Genomic DNA, 17,653 nt, shown 5'->3' with positions numbered 1-17,653 from the left:
GCGGTGCCGTTCTGAGTGGCCCGGTCCTCCGGCGGGAGGATCGGGCCATTCCGTGTTGGTTTTTGGCTGCGGGCCGGTGGGGGCCGGTCGCGCAGTTCCCCGCGCCCCTTGGGGGGTGGGGGTGCGCGGGGTGTTGTGGGGTGCGGGTGCGTCGGGGCCGGTCGCGCAGTTCCTCGCGCCCCTTGGGGGGTGGGGGTGCGCGGGGTGTTGTGGGGTGCGGGCGCGTTGGGGCTGGGTGCGCAGTTCCCCGCGCCCCTTAGCGGGTCGGCGTCGCCCGGAGCAGGAGCAGGGCCACGTCGTCCAGGCGTTGGTCTGCCGTGCCGCTGTGGTGGACCAGGCTGTCGGCCACCTCGTCCAGGGGGCGGTCGCCGACCTCGGCGAGGAGTTCCGCGAGGCCCGCCAGCGCGTCCTCGATGTCGACGCCGCGGGATTCGATCAGCCCGTCGGTGTAGAGGGCGAGCAGCGAGCCGGGCGGCAGCGCCACGTCGGTCGTCGGGTACACGGCGTCCGCGTCGATGCCCAGCAGCGGACCGCCCGCCAGGTCGAGCACCCGCACCTTGCCGTCCGGCCTGCGCACAAGGGGCGGCGGATGTCCCGCGCGGGCCATCACGAGCCGCCCGTTCGCCGGGTCCAGCCGCAGATAGACGCAGCTCGCGAACAGCTCGGTGCCCAGGTCGATCAGTAGCCGGTTGGTGCTGCGCATGACCTCCCCGGGCGACTGCCCCACGGTCGTGTAGGCGCGTACGGCGGTACGGATCTGGCCCATCAGGCCCGCCGCGGTGACGTTGTGGCCCTGCACGTCCCCGATCACCGCGGCGGCCTCCGCCGTGACCTCCGCGCCGGTCGGGACCAGGTCGTAGAAGTCCCCGCCGATCTCCATGCCCTGGGTGGCCGGCAGATAGCGGGCGGCTGCCTCGACGCCGGGCAGCGACGGCAGCGAGGGAGGCAGCAGCGCGGCCTGCAGGCCGTGTGCCAGCTTGTGTTTCGCGTCGTACAGGCGGGCCCGGTCGAGGGCCTGCGCGACCAGCCCGCTGAGGCTGGTCAGCACGGCACGCTCGTCGGCCGGGAAGGGATGGGGTGCCGCGTAGGCGAGGACGCAGGTGCCGACCGGCCGTCCGGAGGCGATGAGCGGCAGATACGCCCAGGCCGCCATGTCACCGGCCGGCCGCTGGTCCGGATACAGACGCGCCAGCTCCTGGCCGGAGGCGAAGAAGGCCGGCACACCGCTCACGAGCGCGTGCGTACCGGGCGAGGGCTCACTGAGCTGCATCCCGTCGAACCGTTCGAGTTCCCGCGGATCCGGATAGCCGCGCTGTCCCAGGACATGCAGCCGGCCGCCCTCCGAGCCGAGCATCACCAGCCCCTGGCTGCCCATGGCGGGGGCGATCTCGTCGGCGACCAGCTGGACCACGTCCTGCACACCCACCGCCTGGGTGAGCGCCCCGGCCAGGCTCAGTACCTGCGAGATGGAGACGAGACGCGTACCGGTCTCGCCGTGCTGGAAGGCCGCGGGGCCCTCCCGCGCCACGGCCCGCGCCCGGGTGATGCGTACGCTCAGCCCGTTCGTACTGGGATAGAGGCGGAACGACAGCCAGTCCGAGGGCGGCCGCAGCGCCACGAACGACGTCACCTGCTGGCTGAGCAGCGCGGCGCGGTAGCGGTCCTCGTAGACCGGGTCGTTGAGCCAGGGCACCGACGCCCACAGCTGCATGCCCAGCAGCGCGCTGACCGGCAGCCCCAGCAGCTCGGCCGACGACGCGTTGGCGAAGGTGATCCGCCCCTGCAGATCCAGCGCGCACAGCCCGTACGGCAGTCGCGCCACCATCCGGGACGCCTCGACCGTGCCGAGCGTCCCCGCCACGCTGGCGATGGGCGCGGGCGAGAGCAGATCGGGCTCGGGCCGGATCTGCCGGCCCGACTCGTGGGCGCGCTCCAGCCGCATCGCGAGCCGGTCGCAGGCGGCCGTCAGGTGGTCCCGCTCCCAGTCCGACAGCTCCGGGGGATGCGCGCCCGGCCAGGTCACGAAGATCGCCCCGTACGTGGCCCGGTCGGTCGCCACCGGCAACGCGGCCAGCGCGAACGGATACGGCAGGACCACCGAGATCCGCGGATAGCGGCGGGCCATGTCCTGCTCGCCGCCCACCCACACGAGCCGCCGGTGGCGCGCGGCCTCCGCCACCGGGATCGGCGCGCTCAGGCCCAGCCGCTCCCAGGGAGCCGCGAACGCCCGGGGCAGCCCGGCCATGACGGCCATCTCCAGCACCGGTTCGCCCGGGGTCAGCAGATACACCGCGCCCGAGTGCGCGTGCACGTCGTCCATGAGCGCGGCCAGGGTGAGGGAGAGCAGCGGGCGGCCGACCGGAGCCGGAGCGGCCCGGGACGGATGCCCGGACGCCTGCCAGTGGGACACATCGACCACCTCCCTCGGCCACACGGAGGAGCCCAGGGGTCAAGGCTCTCCCGTGGGAGCGGTTCCCGCACGGCGAGGCACGGTGAGGATGCCCGGGGCGCGCCGCCGCGCCATCGCCGGGCGCCCCCACTGTCCGTTCCGCGCGCCGTTCTACGCAGCGTGACCCCTGTCGGCGGTATCCCCGGCGAGCCCCGGAAACTCTCCGTGACGCCATCGAAGGGCCCGCAGGAGGGGCCTCACACACGTCCGGCCGACGGGCCACCTCACTTCGTGACGTTCACAGGGGCTGCGCCCGCGTCCCGGAAGCGCTGTAATGACGGACGTGGTCAGTGAGGGCGATGCGGGACGCAGCACGCGAACGGTGCGTGCCGAACTTGCCCTCAAGGCGCTCCGCACGGACCTCGGCTCACCCGAACGGCTGCGGAGCGTGCTCGAACAGGCACTCGTCTACGGCGGGGCGACCCTCGCCCTCGTGTACGCGCCGGGCGACCGCGGTGACCAACTGTGCCTGATCGAGTCCGCGGGCGTCCCACGGGTCCTGTACGGCGTACGCGACAGCTATCCGCTCTCGGGCGGCTCACCGGCGGCCGACGCCTACCGTGCCGGGCAGCCCCGGTGGCTCGGCCCCGCCGAACTGGCCGTGCTCCCCGGCGCCCGGCCCACACCGGCGGGGGACCACTGGCTGGCGGCCCTGCCACTGCCCCCCGACCCGCGGGGCGGCGGCTGCCTGGTGGCCGTGAGCGAGAACCCGGGCGGCTTCGACACCGAGGACCGCAAGTGCCTGGAGCTGTTCGCCGAGGCGGTCTCCTTCCCGCCCCCGGCCGACACCGGCGAGTCCGAGCCGCTGGCCAGCAGCTCGTTCAGCCTGGCCATGGACTCCGGCCGGGTCGAGGTCGACGACGAGATGCTGGAACTGTTCGGACTCGTGCCCGCCGAGTTCGACGGCAAGGTCGAGACGCTGCTGAGCATGACCGTGCCGGAGGACCTGCCCACGCTGATGTCCGTGGTGGAGGCCGACCACATGTCCCTCGGCGAGCGCGAGCTGGAGTTCCGTATCCTCCAGCTCTCCGGCGAGCAGCGGTGGCTGAGGCTGCGTGCCCGGCTGCTGCCCGCCGCCGACGGGCGTCCGTCCCGGCTGGTGGGCACCGTCGCCGACGCCTCCAAGCTGCGGTCCGGCGGCAACGAGGTGGCCCGCGTCCAGCGTCTCGCCGCGGCCCTCGCCACCGCGGGCACCGTCCACGACGTCGGCCAGGCCGTCGTCACCGCCCTGCGCCGGCCCCTGAACGCCGACCGGATCGCCCTGGCCGAGCTGGAGGGCGACCGCCTCGTCGTCACCGTCCTGGACCCGCCGGAGCCGGAGGCCTGGCCCGAGGTGTGGCGCACCGAGTGGCGCTCGGAGTGGCCCGACGCCCCCGTGCGCTCCATGCCGACCCTGGAGGCCGCCCTGCGCGAGGGCCGCGCGGCGATCTGGCCCGCGGGCACCCCGCTGGAGCCGGCGCTCGCCGACGTCGGCCCCGGCGGCCTCGCCGTCCTGCCCCTGCCGGCCGGCGGCCGGATGGCCGGGGCGTGCCTCATCGGCTGGGACACCCCGCACGACTTCGGGCCCGACGAGCGCGCCCTGCTCACCGCCTCCGCGGGTCTCGCGGGGCAGGCCCTGATGCGCGCCCACGCCTTCGACGCCGAACACGAACTCGTCGGCATGCTCCAGCGCACCCTCCTCCCACGCCGGCTGCCGCCCCTGCCCGGCGCCGAGGCCGTCGCCCGCTATCTGCCCACCACGGCGGGCCTGGAGGTCGGCGGCGACTGGTACGACGTCATCCCGCTGCCCGACAACCACGTGGCCCTCGTCATCGGCGACGTCCAGGGACACAACGCCCAGGCCGCCACCCTGATGGGCCAGATGCGTACCGCCCTGCGCGCGTACGCCGTCGAGGGCCACCCCCCGGACGTGGTCGTCTCGCACGCCAACCGGCTCCTCATGGGCATGGAGACCGACCTCTTCGCCACCTGCTGCTACGTCGACGTGGACATGGCGGAGGGCACGGCCTGGTGCGTACGGGCCGGGCATCTGCCGCCGGTCCTGCGGCACCCGGACGGCACCACCGCCGTCGTCGTCACGGAGGGCGGGCCGCCCCTCGGCGTCATCACCCAGGCCGACTTCCCGATGAGCCCCCTGCCGCTCCAGCCCGGCACCGTGGTGGCCCTCACCACGGACGGCCTGGTCGAGTCCTCGGAACTGGACCTGGACGACGGTCTGAACCGGCTCGCCGGGCAACTGGCCGCCGCCGACCCCGCCCACCTCGGACTCGTCGCTGACGCCCTCCTCGCGGACGCCAACCGCGGCGACGACGTGGCCCTGCTCCTCATGCGCTACGACGGCCTGGAGCTGCGGCCGCTGCGGGAGAGCTGGACGGTGTGGCGCGTCCCCGAGGCGGTCCGACACGCCCGCCGCTTCACCCGGCGTGCCCTGCGCGCCTGGGGCGTCAGGGACGAGCCCGACGCCATCCTCCTGATCGTCTCCGAACTCGTCACCAACGCCCTCGTGCACACCGAGGGCCAGGTCCGTCTCGACCTCACCCTCATCAACAACCGCATGCGGGTCGCCGTCGTCGACGGATCACCGCGTTCGCCGATCAAGCCCACGAGCATCGGCTGGGAGGCCACCGGTGGCCGCGGCATACTGCTGGTCGAGGCCCTCTCCGCGACCTGGGGGACCGTCCCGGTCAGCGGCGGCAAACAGGTCTGGGCCGAACTCCCCCTGATCGAGCCCGTCGGCGACTGACCGAACAGGCCCGGTACGGAGCCGGGCGAGGAGACTGATCCGCATGCGCCTCCTCCTCATGTCCGACACCCACCTCCCCAAGCGCGCCAAGGAACTCCCCGAGCGGCTCCTCGCGGAGCTCCCGCGCGCCGACGTCGTGATCCACGCCGGCGACTGGGTGGACACCGCGACCCTCGACCTCCTCGAAAGCCGCTCGCGCCGGTTCGTCGGCGTGTACGGCAACAACGACGGCCCCGACCTGCGGGCCCGCCTCCCCGAGATCGCCCGCGCCGAACTCGACGGACTGCGCTTCGGCGTCGTCCATGAGACGGGCGCCGCCCAGGGCCGCGAACGGCGGTGCGCGGAACGCTTCCCCGACCTCGACGTCCTGGTCTTCGGCCACAGCCACATCCCCTGGGACACCACGGCCGCCACCGGACTGCGCCTGCTCAACCCGGGCTCGCCCACCGACCGCAGACGTCAGCCGCACTGCACGTACATGACGGCGACCGTGACGGGCGGCGTGCTCGACGCCGTCGAACTGCACCGCCTGCCGCCGCGTACCTAGCCGTCAGGGGTGCCGCGGGTGGATCTCCCCGGCCGTCGCCGCCAGCGGGGCGCCGCTGCCGCCCCAGCGCAGGGCGACGATCTCCGCGGCGACGGACACGGCCACCTCCTCGGGCGTACGCGCCCCGAGGTCCAGGCCCACCGGCGAACGCAGCCGGGCCAGTTCGGCCTCGTCGAGCCCGCCGTCCCGCAGCCGCTTCATCCGGTGGTCGTGCGTCCGACGGCTGCCCATCGCCCCGATGTACGCGGCCGGGCGGCGCAGCGCCTCCTCCAGGAGCGGCACGTCGAACTTGGGGTCATGGGTGAGGACGCAGATCACCGTGCGTTCGTCGGTGTCCGTCCGCTGAAGGAACCGGTGCGGCCATTCGACGACGACCTCGACGCCCGCCGGGAAGCGCTTCGGGGTGGCGAAGACGGGCCGCGCGTCGCACACCGTGACCCGGTAGCCGAGGAAGGCGCCGATCCGGGCCACCGCCGCCGCGTAGTCGATCGCCCCGAAGACCAGCATGCGCGGCGGGGGAGCGAAGGAGTGCAGGAAGACCGTCACCGCGTCCTCGCGCCGCTCCCCGTGCGGCCCGTAGTGCCGCCGGCCGGTGGCGCCCAGGGCCAGTTCGCCCCGCGCGTCGGCGGTCACGGCCACGTCCAGGCCCGTCGTGCCGAGCGTTCCGGACACCTCGTCCGCCCAGACGGCGAGGGTCGCCCCGCGCTCCGCGGGGCCGTCGATCACGGTCGCCACGGTCACCGGGCGGCCCGCGGCCACCGACGCCGCGACCGCCCCGAAGGACGGATCGAGGGCGGCCGTCACGGGCCGTACGAGGAGGGTGATCTCCCCGCCGCAGGTCAGCCCGACGGCGAACGCGTCCTCGTCGCTGTACCCGAAGGTCTCAAGCCGTGCCTCGCCCGATCCGACGACCTCCTGCGCCAGCTCGTACACCGCGCCCTCGACGCAGCCGCCCGACACACTGCCCACTACCTCGTCGCCGGGCCCGACGGCCATGGAGGCGCCGGGGTCCCGGGGGGCGCTGCGGCTGACGGCGACGACGGTGGCGAGCCCGAAGGGGGAGCCCTCCGCGTACCACCGGCCGAGCGCCGGGAGGATCTCACGCATGGTCCGCTCCTCTCACCACCGCGGCCAGACGTTCCAGCGCGGCCAGACTGTGGCCCTCGACGAACGCGTCCACGCTCGGCAGTGCCGCCGCCATACCGGCGGCCAGGGGCGCGTATCCGGGGCGGGCCTTGCGCGGATTGGCCCAGATCACCCGGTGCGCGAGCCGGTGCAAGCGTCGCATCTGGGCGGCGAGCGGCTTCGGATCGCCACGCTCCCAGCCGTCCGACAGCACGACGACCACCGCGCCGCGTGCCATGCCGCGCTGCCCCCACCGGTCGAGGAAGTCCCGCAGCAGCTCACCGAGCCGGGTGCCGCCGCGCCAGTCGGGCACGGCGGCGGCGACCGCGGCCAGCGCGGCGTCCGGGTCTCGGTGCGCCAGTTCACGGGTCACCCGCGTGAGCCGCGTACCGACCGTGAACACCTCCGTGCGCACCCGGCCGCCGTGCGCGGCGGCGTGCGCGAACCGCAGCAGCGCGTCCGCGTACGCCGCCATCGAACCGCTCACGTCCACCAGCAGCACCACCCGCCGCGGCCGTTCGGCCCGCGCCCTGCGCAGGGGCGGCGCGGGCTCACCGCCCCGCCGCAGCATCTCCCGCACGGTACGGCGGGGATCGACGGCACCGCGCCGGGCCGGCCGCAGCCGCGCGGTACGCCGGGGCTCCCCGCGCGGCGCGAACGCGGCCAGCAGCCGCCGCAGTTGAACCCGCTCCGCCTCGGTGAGCCCCGCGAAGTCCCGGTGCCGCAGCACTTCGGCCGAACTGGCCAGCACCGCCGCGGGTACGCCGTCCCGCTCGCCCTCACCGCCGGTACGGGGCGCAGGCCCGGCATCCCGTACGGCCACCCTGAGCCTCGGGGCGGGAGCGGCCCGCACCGCCCTGCCTCCGGCCCCCGCGCCCCCGAAATAGGCCGCGAACACCCGGTCGTACCGCTCCAGATCGTCCCGGCTCCCGCACAGGGTGAGCCGCCCCGACCAGTACACGTCGGACCGCGTCCCGGGCCGCAGCACATCGAGCGCGCCGATGAGCGCCTGTACGCGATCGGGTCCCGCGTCGACCCCGGCGGCCCGCAGGGCACGGGCGAAGCCCACCAGCACGGCGGGCGCGTCGACAGCCTCTCGCGTGTTCACGCCCCGGCTCATGTCCCCTGTCATGTCCCGGCTCACGCCCCGCGCACCGCGAGCAGCGCCGTCAGGTCGAGCCCGCGGGCCCGCTCCAGGTCCTCCCGGTACTTCAGGACCGAGCCCAGCGTGGCCACCGCCAGCTCCGCGTCGGCCTCCGTGGCGCCCAGCGCGGCCATCGCCTCCGCCCAGTCGATGGTCTCCGCGACCCCCGGTGGTTTGACCAGCTCCTGCGCCCGCAGGGCCTGTACGAGGGCCGTCACCTGCTCGGTGAGCCGCGCCGACGCGCCCGGCACCCGCCGCCGCACGATGGCGAGTTCGCGGGCGAAGCCGGGGTGGTCGAACCAGTGGTAGAGACAGCGCCGCTTCAGCGCGTCGTGCACCTCACGGGTCCGGTTGGAGGTGAGCACCACGACCGGCGGCGACTTCGCGCGCAGGGTGCCGAGTTCCGGGATCGTCACCGTGTACTCGGACAGCAGTTCCAGGAGAAAGGCCTCGAACTCGTCGTCGGCGCGGTCGATCTCGTCGACGAGCAGGACGCACGACCGGGTCTCCAGAGCTCGCAGCAGCGGCCGGGCGATCAGGAACCGCCGCCCGTACAGTTCGCCCTCCAGCCGGTCCGCGTCGGTGAGCCCGGCCGCCTCCGCCGCCCGCAGATGCAGCAGCTGGCGCGGGAAGTCCCAGTCGTACAGCGCCTGGGAGGCGTCGATGCCCTCGTAGCACTGCAGGCGGATCAGCGGCGCGTCCAGAGCGGTGGCGAGGGCCGACGCGAGCGCGGTCTTGCCCACGCCCGCGTCGCCCTCGCAGAAGATCGGCCGGCGCAGCCTGAGCGCGAGGAAACAGGCCACCGCCAGCCCCTCGTCGACGAGATACCCGCTCTGTTCGAGCCGGACCCGCACCTCGTCGGGCCCGGCCGGCCACGCGGTCCGGCCGCCGCCCCCTTCGCTCTCGCTAGCCTGCTCGTCGCGTGCGATCGGCCTCACCCCATTCCCGCGGCGGCCAGCACCGAGCGCCGTGTGAGCACCCGTGCCAGCTGCGCCCGGTACTCGGCGGAGGCCGCCGGGTCGGAGGCCGGCCGTGTCCCCTCGGCGGCCGACTGCGCGGCCCGTGCCACCCCGTCGGGGCCCACGCCCGCCAGCGCCTCCTCGGCGGCGAAGGCCCGCAGGGGAGTGGATCCCATGTTGGTGAGCCCGATCCGGGCCTCCGCGATGTGTCCGTCCTCGCGCCGTACGAGCGCGGCCACCCCGACCATGGCCCAGGCCTGTGCCACCCGGCTGTACTTCTCGTAGTGGAAGCCCCAGCCGTCGTGGTCGCCGGTCTTCGGGATCCGCACCTCCACCAGCAACTCGTCCGGCCGCAGGGCGGTCTGCAGGAAGTCGACGAAGAACTCCCGGGCGGGGACGCTCCGTCGACCGCCCGGCCCCGCCGCGACCAGTTCCGCGTCCAGGGCGAGCGCCACGGCGGGCAGGTCGCCGCCGGGATCGGCGTGGGCGAGTGAGCCGCCGAGGGTGCCCCGATGGCGTATGGCCGGGTCGGCGACCGTGGCCGCCGCGGCGGCGAGGAGGCCCGCGTGACGGCGTACCAGCGGGTCGGCGATGACGTCGTGGTGGCTGGTCAGCGCGCCGATGACCAGCGCGTCGCCCTCTTCGCGGACCCCGCGCAGGCCGGGGATCCGGCCCACGTCGACGACCAGTTCGGGGAAGGCGAGCCGCATCCTCAGCAGCGGCAGCAGGCTCTGCCCGCCGGCCAGCACCTTCGCGTCCTCGCCCCTCTCGGCGAGCGTACGGACGGCGTCCTCGACGCTCGTGGGCCGCGTGTACTCGAATGCCGGAGGAATCATGACCGCTCAGCCCCTTCCCACCCGGACCGGTCCGACTGCGCGGACCGCAGGGCTTCCCAGATGCGCCCCGGTGAGCAGGGCATCCGCACGTCGTGGACGCCCAGGGGCCGCAGCGCGTCCACGATCGCGTTGACGACGGCGGGGGTGGAGGCGATCGTCCCCGCCTCCCCGACTCCCTTGACGCCCAGGGGGTTCGAGGTGGCGGGCGTCTCCGTGCGGTCGGTCGTGAACTCGGGCAGGTCCGGTGCGCCGGGCACCAGATAGTCGGCCATGGTGCCCGACACGAGGTTCCCCTCGTCGTCGTACACGGCCTCCTCGTAGAGCGCCTGCGCGATGCCCTGGGCCAGGCCGCCGTGCACCTGGCCCTCGACGATCACCGGGTTGACCACCTTGCCGACGTCGTCCACGCAGACGTACGAACGGATCGAGGTCCGGCCCGTCTCCGTGTCGATCTCGACCGCGCACAGGTGGGTGCCGTGCGGGTAGGAGAAGTTCTCCGGGTCGAGCAGGTGCTCGGCGTTGATGGTCGGCTCCATGCCGTCGGGCAGGTCGTGCGAGGAGAACGTCTCGAAGGCGACCTCCTGGATCGTCCTGCGCTCCTCGGGCGACCCCTTCACCGAGAACACGCCGTCCGCGAAGTCGAGGTCGCGCTCGTCGGCCTCCAGCAGATGCGCGGCGACCTTCCGCGCCTTCTCGACCACCTTCTCCGCCGCGTGGTGCACGGCCGCGCCTCCGACGACCAGCGACCGCGAGCCGTACGTGTCCATGCCCTGCGGCGCCGACCTGGTGTCGCCGTGCACGACCTCCACGTCCTCGAACGGCACCCCGAGCACGTCGGCGGCGATCTGGCTCCAGCAGGTCTCGTGCCCCTGCCCGTGCGGACTGGTCCCGGTGACCACCTCGACCTTGCCGGTGGGCAGCATCCGGATGCTCGCCGCCTCCCAGCCGCCGGCCCCGTACCGCAGATCCCGCAGCACCCGGCTCGGCGCGAGCCCGCACATCTCGGTGTACGTCGACACACCGATCCCGAGCCGGACCGAGTCACCGCTCTCGTTGCGCTTGGCCTGCTCGGCCCGCAGCTCGTCGTACCCGAAGAGGGCGAGCGCCTTGTCGGTGGCGGCCTCGTAGTTGCCGCTGTCGTAGGTCAGCCCCGCGATCGACGTGTACGGGAACTCCTCGTGCCCGATCCAGTTCCGGCGCCGCAACTCCACCGGATCCAGCCCCACTTCGACGGCCAGCTCGTCCATGATCCGCTCGATGGCGTACGTGGCCTCCGGGCGCCCGGCACCCCGGTACGCGTCCGTGGGCGTCCGGGTCGTGAACACACCGGTGCAGGTGAATTCGTACGCGTCCATCTTGTAGATCGCCGGATACATGAAGGCGCCGAGGATGGGGATGCCCGGCGTGACGAGCATCAGATAGGCGCCCATGTCGGCGAGCAGGTCGACCTTCAGGCCGAGTAGCCTGCCCTCGGCGGTCGCGGCGACCTCGATGTCCTGGATCTGGCCGCGCCCGTGGTGGGTGGCGAGGAAGCCCTCGGAGCGGGACTCGGTCCACTTGACGGGCCGGCCCAGCCGCCGGGCGAGGTCGAGGGCGATGACCTCTTCCCCGTACACCTGCAGTTTCGAGCCGAAGCCGCCGCCGACGTCCGGGGCGACCACGCGCAGTTTGTGCTCGGGGACGCCGGTCACCATGGAGAGCATCACGCGCAGGACGTGCGGGATCTGCGTCGCCGAGTACACGGTGTACTCGCCGGACGCGGCGAGCGGGGTGACGACGACCGAGCGCGGCTCCATGGCGTTGGGGATGAGCCGCTGCTGGTGGTAGCGGCGGTGCAGGACCACGTCCGCGCGTTCCCTGACCGTCTCGTAGCTCTCGCCCGTGGCCAGCGGCCAGACGTAGCAGCGGTTGGTCCCCTTGTCCGCGTGGACCAGCGAGGCGTCGTCCGCGAGCGCGGCCTCCAAATCGAGCACCGGGGGCAGGGGTTCGTAGTCGACCTCGATCGCTTCGAGCGCGTCGGCGGCCGTGTACCGGTCGCGGGCCACGACGACCGCCACCGGGTCGCCCGCGTACCTGACCTCGTCCACCGCCACGGCCGGATGGTCGGGCAGGACGATGTCCTCGGTCACCGGCCACGCGCACGGCAGCGAGGCCAGGCCCTCGGCGAGGTCGCGGCCGGTGAACGCGGCGACCACACCGGGCCGTTGGAGGGCGGGGGAGACATCGACGCGCTCGATGCGGGCGTGTGCCATCGGGCTGCGCAGGATCGACAGGTGCAGCAGGCCGGTGACGCCGATGTTGTCGGTCCAGTTGGTCTGTCCGGTGACGAGCCGCGCGTCCTCCTTGCGGGGGCGGGACCGTCCGACCTCGCGCTCGCCGGTCCGCTCGCTCATGGGGCCACCTCCTGGGCGGAGGGCTCGGTGGAGCCGGCGGCGTCGAGGACCGCGCGCACGATGTTCTGGTAGCCGGTGCAGCGGCAGAGGTTGCCCTCCAGGGCATGGCGTACGTCGTCCGCGCTCGGCGCCGGGTTCTCCCGGAGGAGGTCGCGCGCGGCCATGATCATGCCGGGGGTGCAGTAGCCGCACTGCAGGGCGTGCCGCTCGTGGAACGCCTTCTGGAGGGGATGCCACTCCCCGTTCACCGCGAGCCCCTGGACGGTGGTCACTTCGCTCCCGTCCGCCTGGACCGCGAGCACCGAGCAGCTCTTCGCGGTCACACCGTCCAGGTCGACCGTGCAGGCCCCGCAGTTGGAGGTGTCGCAACCGACGGGCGTACCGGTCAGGCCCAGCCGGTCACGCAGGTAGTGGACCAGCAGAAGACGGGGTTCGACCTCGTCCTCGTACTTCGTGCCGTCCACCGTCACCGAGATTCGGGTCATGTGCCCTCCCAGGGAACCGTGCGAGGGTGCGTGGGAAATCAGCCACCGGACGTGATGGGCGTCACTCTAGAACCGTGTCCCGGGAGGGGCGAGTGCCCGGACAGGCCTTTGTTGAGCGTTAATCCGTCCTGGGGCGGCTTCGGAGCGTCCGGCTTTCGAAGACCGGGAAGCCTGGTCCGGCGACGGCCGAATACCACAACTACCTTTCAAAAAAGGTGACTTACTCTCAGGTCAGGATGCTTGACGGGTTGAAGATGCGCGCGGGACTGTTGTGTACATGTCGAAGTTGCGTGTGCATCTGCTCGGCGTCCTCGTCCTCCTGACCGGTCTCCTGTCGACCGCGGGAGCCCGGTCCGCCGCCGCCCTCCCCGACGACCTGTGGTTCGACCCGGCCGCCGCCGCGACCCTCACGGTCCAAAGCGGCCGCTTCACCGACGGGCTCGGCCGCGAGGTCGTGCTGCGCGGCTACAACGTCTCCGGCGAGACGAAGCTGGCGGAGAACAACGGCCTGCCGTTCGCCTCCGTCGCCGACGCCAGGAAGTCCGCGATCGCGCTGCGCGCCCTCGGCGGCGGCAACTCGGTGCGCTTCCTGCTCTCCTGGGCGTACGCCGAACCGGTCCGAGGCCAGGTCGACACCGCGTACCTGGCCGCGGCCACGGCCCAGATGGGAGCCTTCCTGGACGCCGGGATCCGGATCTACCCCGACTTCCACCAGGACCTCTACTCGCGCCACCTCTTCGACCCCGACAGCTGGTACACGGGCGACGGCGCCCCCAAGTGGGCCGTCGACGCCGGTGACTACCCGGACGAGTACTGCGGCATCTGCCCCTTCTGGGGCCAGAACATCACCTCGAACGCGGCCGTCACGGAAGCGTCGTACGACTTCTGGCACAACACGTACGGCCTCCAGGACGCCTTCCTCACCACCGCGCAGACCACCATGACGTACGTCGAACAGCACCTGACCGACGCCCAGTTCGCCGGTGTCGTCGGCTTCGACCCGTACAACGAACCGCACGCGGGCGTCTACGACTCGGGCCAGACGAGCCGGGCCTGGGAGAAGGACGTGCTCTGGCCGTTCTACGTGAAGTTCCGGGCGCGGATGGACGCGGCGGGCTGGCAGGACAAGCCCGCCTTCGTGGAGCCGAACCTCTTCTGGAACGCCAACATCGACTTCCAGAAGCAGGAGGGCGGCCTCCTCGACTCGGGCACGCTCGGCCCGCGCTATGTCTTCAACACCCACTTCTACGACCAGAAGGCGATCTCGGGCGTCTTCATGTGGGGCAAGGCGGAGAACGGGCAGTACGCGGGTGACTTCGGCACCGTGCGCGACCGGGCCGCCGCCACCGGCACCGCAGCGATCGTCAGCGAGTTCGGCCACCCCCTCTCCGGCACCGTCTCCGACAAGGCCCCGACCGTCCTCAAAGCCATGTACCAGGCCCTCGACTCCCGTGTGAAAGGCGGCAGTTGGTGGACCAGCCCCACCCAGTCCGGTCCCGTCCTGTCCGGCTCCCAGTGGCAGTGGGACATCTACAACGGCCGTCACCGCGAGCTGATGAACGGCAACCCCGACAAGGTGCTCACCACCGGCGACGCCTGGAACGACGAGGACCTCTCCGCCGTACGCCTCGACGACTCCGGGACGGCCGTGCTGCGCCAGGACGCGCGGCTCCTCGACCGGATCTACCCGAGCGCCACCGCGGGAAGGACGGTCGCCTTCACCTACGAGGACCGTTCGCGCGACGGCTCCACCACCCTCACCTGGAACCCGGTCCCCAGCTCGCTGCCGCGCGTGGCCGAACTGGTCGGCTCCGGCCAGTACGCGCTCCAGGTGTGGCGTTCGGACGGCAGCGCGGAACCCACCGAACTGCACCTTCCCGCGTCCTTCCCCACCGCCTCCACGACGGTCGTCTCCGACCTCGGAGTGACGGCCTCGCCGCCCGCGTACACCAGGACCACCCCGATCGCCGCCGCGCGCGAACCGGGCGGCACGGGCAGCCGCCGCCTCCTGCTGACCGCCGCCGAGTCGGGCGTCCTGCACTACGCCCTGGTCACCAACGGCGCGACGGCCCCGTCCGCGACGCTGCTCAACGCCGCGCGGACCGAGCTGGCGAACTGGGCGTCGACGACGGTGGGCTGACGGCCGGCCGGGGGAGGCCGACAGTCGGCCGGGGGGAGGGGCGGTGTTCGGCAGGGCCAGGACGGCGGAGTTCCGCAGTGCCAGGACGGCGGAGTTCCGCTTGACGGGCACCAACGTCCGTGCCGTGGAGCCATGTTGACACCATGGACACCCCCGGATATGAGAGGGCACAAGGCCTCATCAAGGCCGGTTTTCTCTGGATCCTCCGTATCCGGCAAAGAGGGGTTCGTCCCCTGAAGGGGGTGCCTGATGCGTCACACGCTCAGCCCTGTACGGCCGGCGCACGACTGCGCCGCCGCCTGCCCCGTACCGCTGTCACCGCAGGCCCTGGCGCAGCTGTACGCCCGCTATCTCGAACTGACCAAAGAACGCCGCCTGCCCAGGAACACGACCTTCGAGGAGTACTACGCCATATGGCGCGCGGGCCGACGCGGCGAGAACCTCGTCGGTCTCGACGACGGGTCGATCGACCCGGGCCCCAGCACCGACAAGCAGCTGATCACCCGCCCCGCGTCCCAACTCCGGGGCACCGTAAGGACGCTGGTGCTGCTCGTCGACTTCCCCGACCAGCCGCACGAGGCCGATCACGGCCCCGGCCACTACGACAGCATGCTGTTCGGCCTGGAGGAGTTCCCGAGCGGCAGCATGCGCTCCTTCTACCGCCAGGTCAGCGGTTTCGACACCTCGCCCAGTACCGGCATCGACATCCAGGGCGCGGTGCACGGCTGGTTCCGCATGCCGCAGCCGCTGTCGTTCTACGCGGACGGCAACTCGGGCATGAACGCCAACTTCCCCCGCAACACACAGGGGTTGGCGCGTGACGCCGTACTGGCGGCCCGCGAAGCAGGGGTCGACTTCTCCTCCTTCGACGCGCTGAACGAGGGTGTCGTCACCGCCCTGTTCATCATCCACGCCGGACGCGGCGCCGAGCAGACGACCCAGCGCGGCGACCTGTGGAGCCTCAAGTGGACGATCCCCGACGGCGTCGAGGTCGCGCCCGGCCTGTCGGTCCGTACGTTCCTGACCGTGCCCGAGGACTGCGCGGTCGGAGTCTGCGCCCACGAGTGGGGGCACCTCGCGGCGCGCTGGGCCGACTACTACGACACCGGGCAGCAGCAGCTGACCCGGTCGGCCGGCCTCGGCAACTACTGCCTCATGGCAGGCGGTTCCTGGGGCAACGGCGGACTCACCCCGGTGTTCCCGACGGCCATGCTGCGGATGTTCCACGGCTGGATCGAACCCCAGGTGGTCAACAAGACCACCCGCGACATCAGGCTGCGGCCCGCCGCGGAGGACGGGAGCGCGGTGTTCGTCCAGAACCCCGGGACCATGTCCGACAGCCAGTACATCCTCGTCGAGTACCGGCGCCGTCGTGGGCAGGACGCGTTCCTGCCCGACGAGGGGGTCGCCGTGTACGTCGTCGACGAGTCGATCGACAACGTCAACGACGAGCAGAACCTGGCCATCGAACTCCTCCAGGCGGACGGCCGGGGCGACCTCTCCCGGATGTTCGGCCGGGGCAACCGGGGCGACAGCGACGACCTGTACCCGTTCGGGGACAGGAACACGGCCGGAGAGAAGACCGAGCCGCCGCTCGATCTGCCCGACGGCAGGTGGACGGGGGTGACCGTGGAGACGGTGGGTACGCCCGGGGCCGACGAGATGACGATCCACATCACGGTGGCCTGACCGGCGGCCACCGCCCGGGCGCGTCTTCGGGTGCGGCCCGGTGGGGGCCGTTCGCGCAGTTCCCCGCGCCCCTGGAGGGGTGCGGGTTCCGCATCGCGGTGGCGTGACCGGCGGTAGGGCGTGTGTCTTCGGGTGCGGTCCCGGTGGGGGCTGGCCGCGCAGTTCCCCGCGCCCCTCGGGGAGGGGCTGCGCCCCGTCCCACCCAGGGGCGCGGGGAACGGCGCAGTCTTTTGTCTTTTAGGGGCGCGGGGAACGGCGCAGTCCTTTGTCTTTAGGGGCGCGGGGAACTGCGCGGCCAGCCACGACGTAGCCGCAGACGGCGATGCTCATGGGCGCGCCCTCGTTACCGGGTTAGGGAGAGCAGGCCGACCGTGGCGACGAGGCCTGCTATTCCGAGCGCCGCTCCCAGGATGACCCGCCGCCGCAACCCGCGGTACACCCCCTCGTACTCACCCCGCAATTCCACCCCACGCCGAGCCGTCCACCTCCAGGAAGCCCGCGCCAGCGCCACGTACTCCTCCACGAACCGCTCCTCAAGCACCGCCCGTTGCCCCTCCGTCAGCCACCCGAACTGCCGAGCGAAACGCGCAGCGGCAAGGCGCCCGTCACCAAAGGTGGCCTCGATCAGGAGATGCCCCTCCACCTCAGCGATCAGCGCCCCCGCATCGACCGCCCGGTCGTCCATCGCGGTCACCGAAGAATCCTCTCCGCGGTCCCGATACCGGGATGATGCAGATCGAACGCCGGCGACTCCGAACGAATCCGCGGCAGCACGACGAAGTTGTGCCGCGGCGGCGGACAGGATGTCGCCCACTCCAGTGAGCGCCCGTAACCCCACGGGTCGTCGTCCTCGACCTTCTTGCCGTACTTGGCCGTCTTCCAGATGTTGTAGAAGAACGGCAGCAGCGACAGCCCTAGTACGAAGGAGAAAATACTGGAGACCGTGTTGAGGAACGTGAACCCTTCCACGGCCAGATAGTCGGGAATCCGGCGCTGCATTCCGTTCGAGCCCAGCCAGTGCTGGACGAGGAACGTCCCGTGGAAGCCGATGAACAGCGTCCAGAAAGTGATCTTGCCGAGGCGTTCGTCGAGCATCTTGCCGGTGAACTTCGGCCACCAGAAGTGGAAGCCGGAGAACATCGC

13 protein-coding genes are annotated in these 17,653 nt (G+C 72.4%); 4 read left to right on the top strand and 9 right to left on the bottom strand.

Annotated elements, in window-relative coordinates; genetic code table 11:
- Window positions 1–256: 256 nt before the first annotated feature.
- The gene (locus C6Y14_RS42370; RefSeq protein WP_404828927.1) at window positions 257–2,419 is read right to left on the bottom strand and encodes a SpoIIE family protein phosphatase; all 2,163 of its coding nucleotides are present in this window, start codon (window positions 2,417–2,419) and stop codon (window positions 257–259) included.
- A 304-nt stretch (window positions 2,420–2,723) separates the two neighbouring features.
- Here C6Y14_RS42370 and C6Y14_RS42365 point away from each other — a divergent pair, with 304 nt between their 5' ends.
- Together C6Y14_RS42365 and C6Y14_RS42360 are read left to right on the top strand one after the other, a co-directional pair.
- Window positions 2,724–5,192: a SpoIIE family protein phosphatase gene (locus C6Y14_RS42365; RefSeq protein ID WP_107022269.1), complete on the top strand. Its 2,469-nt coding sequence runs from the start codon at window positions 2,724–2,726 to the stop codon at window positions 5,190–5,192.
- 43 nt (window positions 5,193–5,235) lie between these two features.
- On the top strand, window positions 5,236–5,739 hold the full coding sequence (locus tag C6Y14_RS42360) for a metallophosphoesterase family protein (protein WP_107022268.1): 504 nt from the start codon (window positions 5,236–5,238) through the stop codon (window positions 5,737–5,739).
- 3 nt (window positions 5,740–5,742) lie between these two features.
- Here the strand turns inward: C6Y14_RS42360 and C6Y14_RS42355 are convergent, their stop codons facing one another.
- The 6 genes from C6Y14_RS42355 to C6Y14_RS42330 are packed head-to-tail and all read right to left on the bottom strand — an operon-like array spanning window position 5,743 to window position 12,681.
- On the bottom strand, window positions 5,743–6,846 hold the full coding sequence (locus C6Y14_RS42355; RefSeq protein WP_107022267.1) for an XdhC family protein: 1,104 nt from the start codon (window positions 6,844–6,846) through the stop codon (window positions 5,743–5,745).
- On the bottom strand, window positions 6,839–7,984 hold the full coding sequence (locus C6Y14_RS42350; protein ID WP_107022266.1) for a vWA domain-containing protein: 1,146 nt from the start codon (window positions 7,982–7,984) through the stop codon (window positions 6,839–6,841). The genes C6Y14_RS42355 and C6Y14_RS42350 overlap by 8 nt, the downstream gene beginning before the upstream one ends.
- Before the next feature lie 20 nt (window positions 7,985–8,004).
- Window positions 8,005–8,937 (bottom strand): AAA family ATPase, encoded by a 933-nt coding sequence (locus tag C6Y14_RS42345; protein ID WP_107022319.1) that lies wholly within the window; start codon window positions 8,935–8,937, stop codon window positions 8,005–8,007.
- A 5-nt stretch (window positions 8,938–8,942) separates the two neighbouring features.
- A complete protein-coding gene (locus C6Y14_RS42340) occupies window positions 8,943–9,803 on the bottom strand; it encodes an FAD binding domain-containing protein (RefSeq protein ID WP_107022265.1) in 861 nt (286 codons plus the stop codon).
- Complete coding sequence (locus C6Y14_RS42335) at window positions 9,800–12,196, bottom strand: xanthine dehydrogenase family protein molybdopterin-binding subunit (RefSeq protein ID WP_107022264.1); 2,397 nt, start codon at window positions 12,194–12,196, stop codon at window positions 9,800–9,802. The genes C6Y14_RS42340 and C6Y14_RS42335 overlap by 4 nt, the downstream gene beginning before the upstream one ends.
- Complete coding sequence (locus C6Y14_RS42330) at window positions 12,193–12,681, bottom strand: (2Fe-2S)-binding protein (RefSeq protein WP_107022263.1); 489 nt, start codon at window positions 12,679–12,681, stop codon at window positions 12,193–12,195. Before C6Y14_RS42330 ends, C6Y14_RS42335 begins: the two co-directional genes overlap by 4 nt.
- 277 nt (window positions 12,682–12,958) lie before the next feature.
- Between C6Y14_RS42330 and C6Y14_RS42325 the strand changes: the two genes are divergently transcribed.
- Both C6Y14_RS42325 and C6Y14_RS42320 read left to right on the top strand, forming a co-directional pair.
- Window positions 12,959–14,821 carry a glycoside hydrolase family 5 protein gene (locus C6Y14_RS42325; protein WP_107022318.1) on the top strand — a complete coding sequence of 621 codons (1,863 nt, stop codon included), beginning with the start codon at window positions 12,959–12,961 and terminating at the stop codon, window positions 14,819–14,821.
- Window positions 14,822–15,070: 249 nt separating this feature from the next.
- Window positions 15,071–16,510, top strand: coding sequence for a M6 family metalloprotease domain-containing protein (locus C6Y14_RS42320; RefSeq protein WP_199855062.1), 1,440 nt, complete (start codon window positions 15,071–15,073; stop codon window positions 16,508–16,510).
- Window positions 16,511–16,853: 343 nt separating this feature from the next.
- Here the strand turns inward: C6Y14_RS42320 and C6Y14_RS42315 are convergent, their stop codons facing one another.
- Together C6Y14_RS42315 and C6Y14_RS42310 are read right to left on the bottom strand one after the other, a co-directional pair.
- The gene (locus tag C6Y14_RS42315) at window positions 16,854–17,204 is read right to left on the bottom strand and encodes a hypothetical protein (RefSeq protein ID WP_404828926.1); all 351 of its coding nucleotides are present in this window, start codon (window positions 17,202–17,204) and stop codon (window positions 16,854–16,856) included.
- Window positions 17,201–17,653 (bottom strand): cbb3-type cytochrome c oxidase subunit I (locus tag C6Y14_RS42310; protein ID WP_199855061.1); only part of this gene is annotated, 453 nt, incomplete at its 5' end. The genes C6Y14_RS42315 and C6Y14_RS42310, both read right to left, overlap by 4 nt.

Source organism: Streptomyces dioscori, assembly GCF_003024195.1.
GTDB lineage: Bacteria > Actinomycetota > Actinomycetes > Streptomycetales > Streptomycetaceae > Streptomyces > Streptomyces dioscori.
This window is presented reverse-complemented; position numbering and strand designations above follow the sequence as displayed.

Coding starts and splice junctions, on each gene's coding strand:
- C6Y14_RS42330 (WP_107022263.1), bottom strand. CDS start 12,681: ATGACCCGAATCTCGGTGACGGTGGACGGCACGAAGTACGAGGACGAG.
- C6Y14_RS42340 (WP_107022265.1), bottom strand. CDS start 9,803: ATGATTCCTCCGGCATTCGAGTACACGCGGCCCACGAGCGTCGAGGAC.
- C6Y14_RS42320 (WP_199855062.1), top strand. CDS start 15,071: ATGCGTCACACGCTCAGCCCTGTACGGCCGGCGCACGACTGCGCCGCC.
- C6Y14_RS42360 (WP_107022268.1), top strand. CDS start 5,236: ATGCGCCTCCTCCTCATGTCCGACACCCACCTCCCCAAGCGCGCCAAG.
- C6Y14_RS42365 (WP_107022269.1), top strand. CDS start 2,724: ATGACGGACGTGGTCAGTGAGGGCGATGCGGGACGCAGCACGCGAACG.
- C6Y14_RS42325 (WP_107022318.1), top strand. CDS start 12,959: ATGTCGAAGTTGCGTGTGCATCTGCTCGGCGTCCTCGTCCTCCTGACC.
- C6Y14_RS42335 (WP_107022264.1), bottom strand. CDS start 12,196: ATGAGCGAGCGGACCGGCGAGCGCGAGGTCGGACGGTCCCGCCCCCGC.
- C6Y14_RS42355 (WP_107022267.1), bottom strand. CDS start 6,846: ATGCGTGAGATCCTCCCGGCGCTCGGCCGGTGGTACGCGGAGGGCTCC.
- C6Y14_RS42350 (WP_107022266.1), bottom strand. CDS start 7,984: ATGAGCCGGGGCGTGAACACGCGAGAGGCTGTCGACGCGCCCGCCGTG.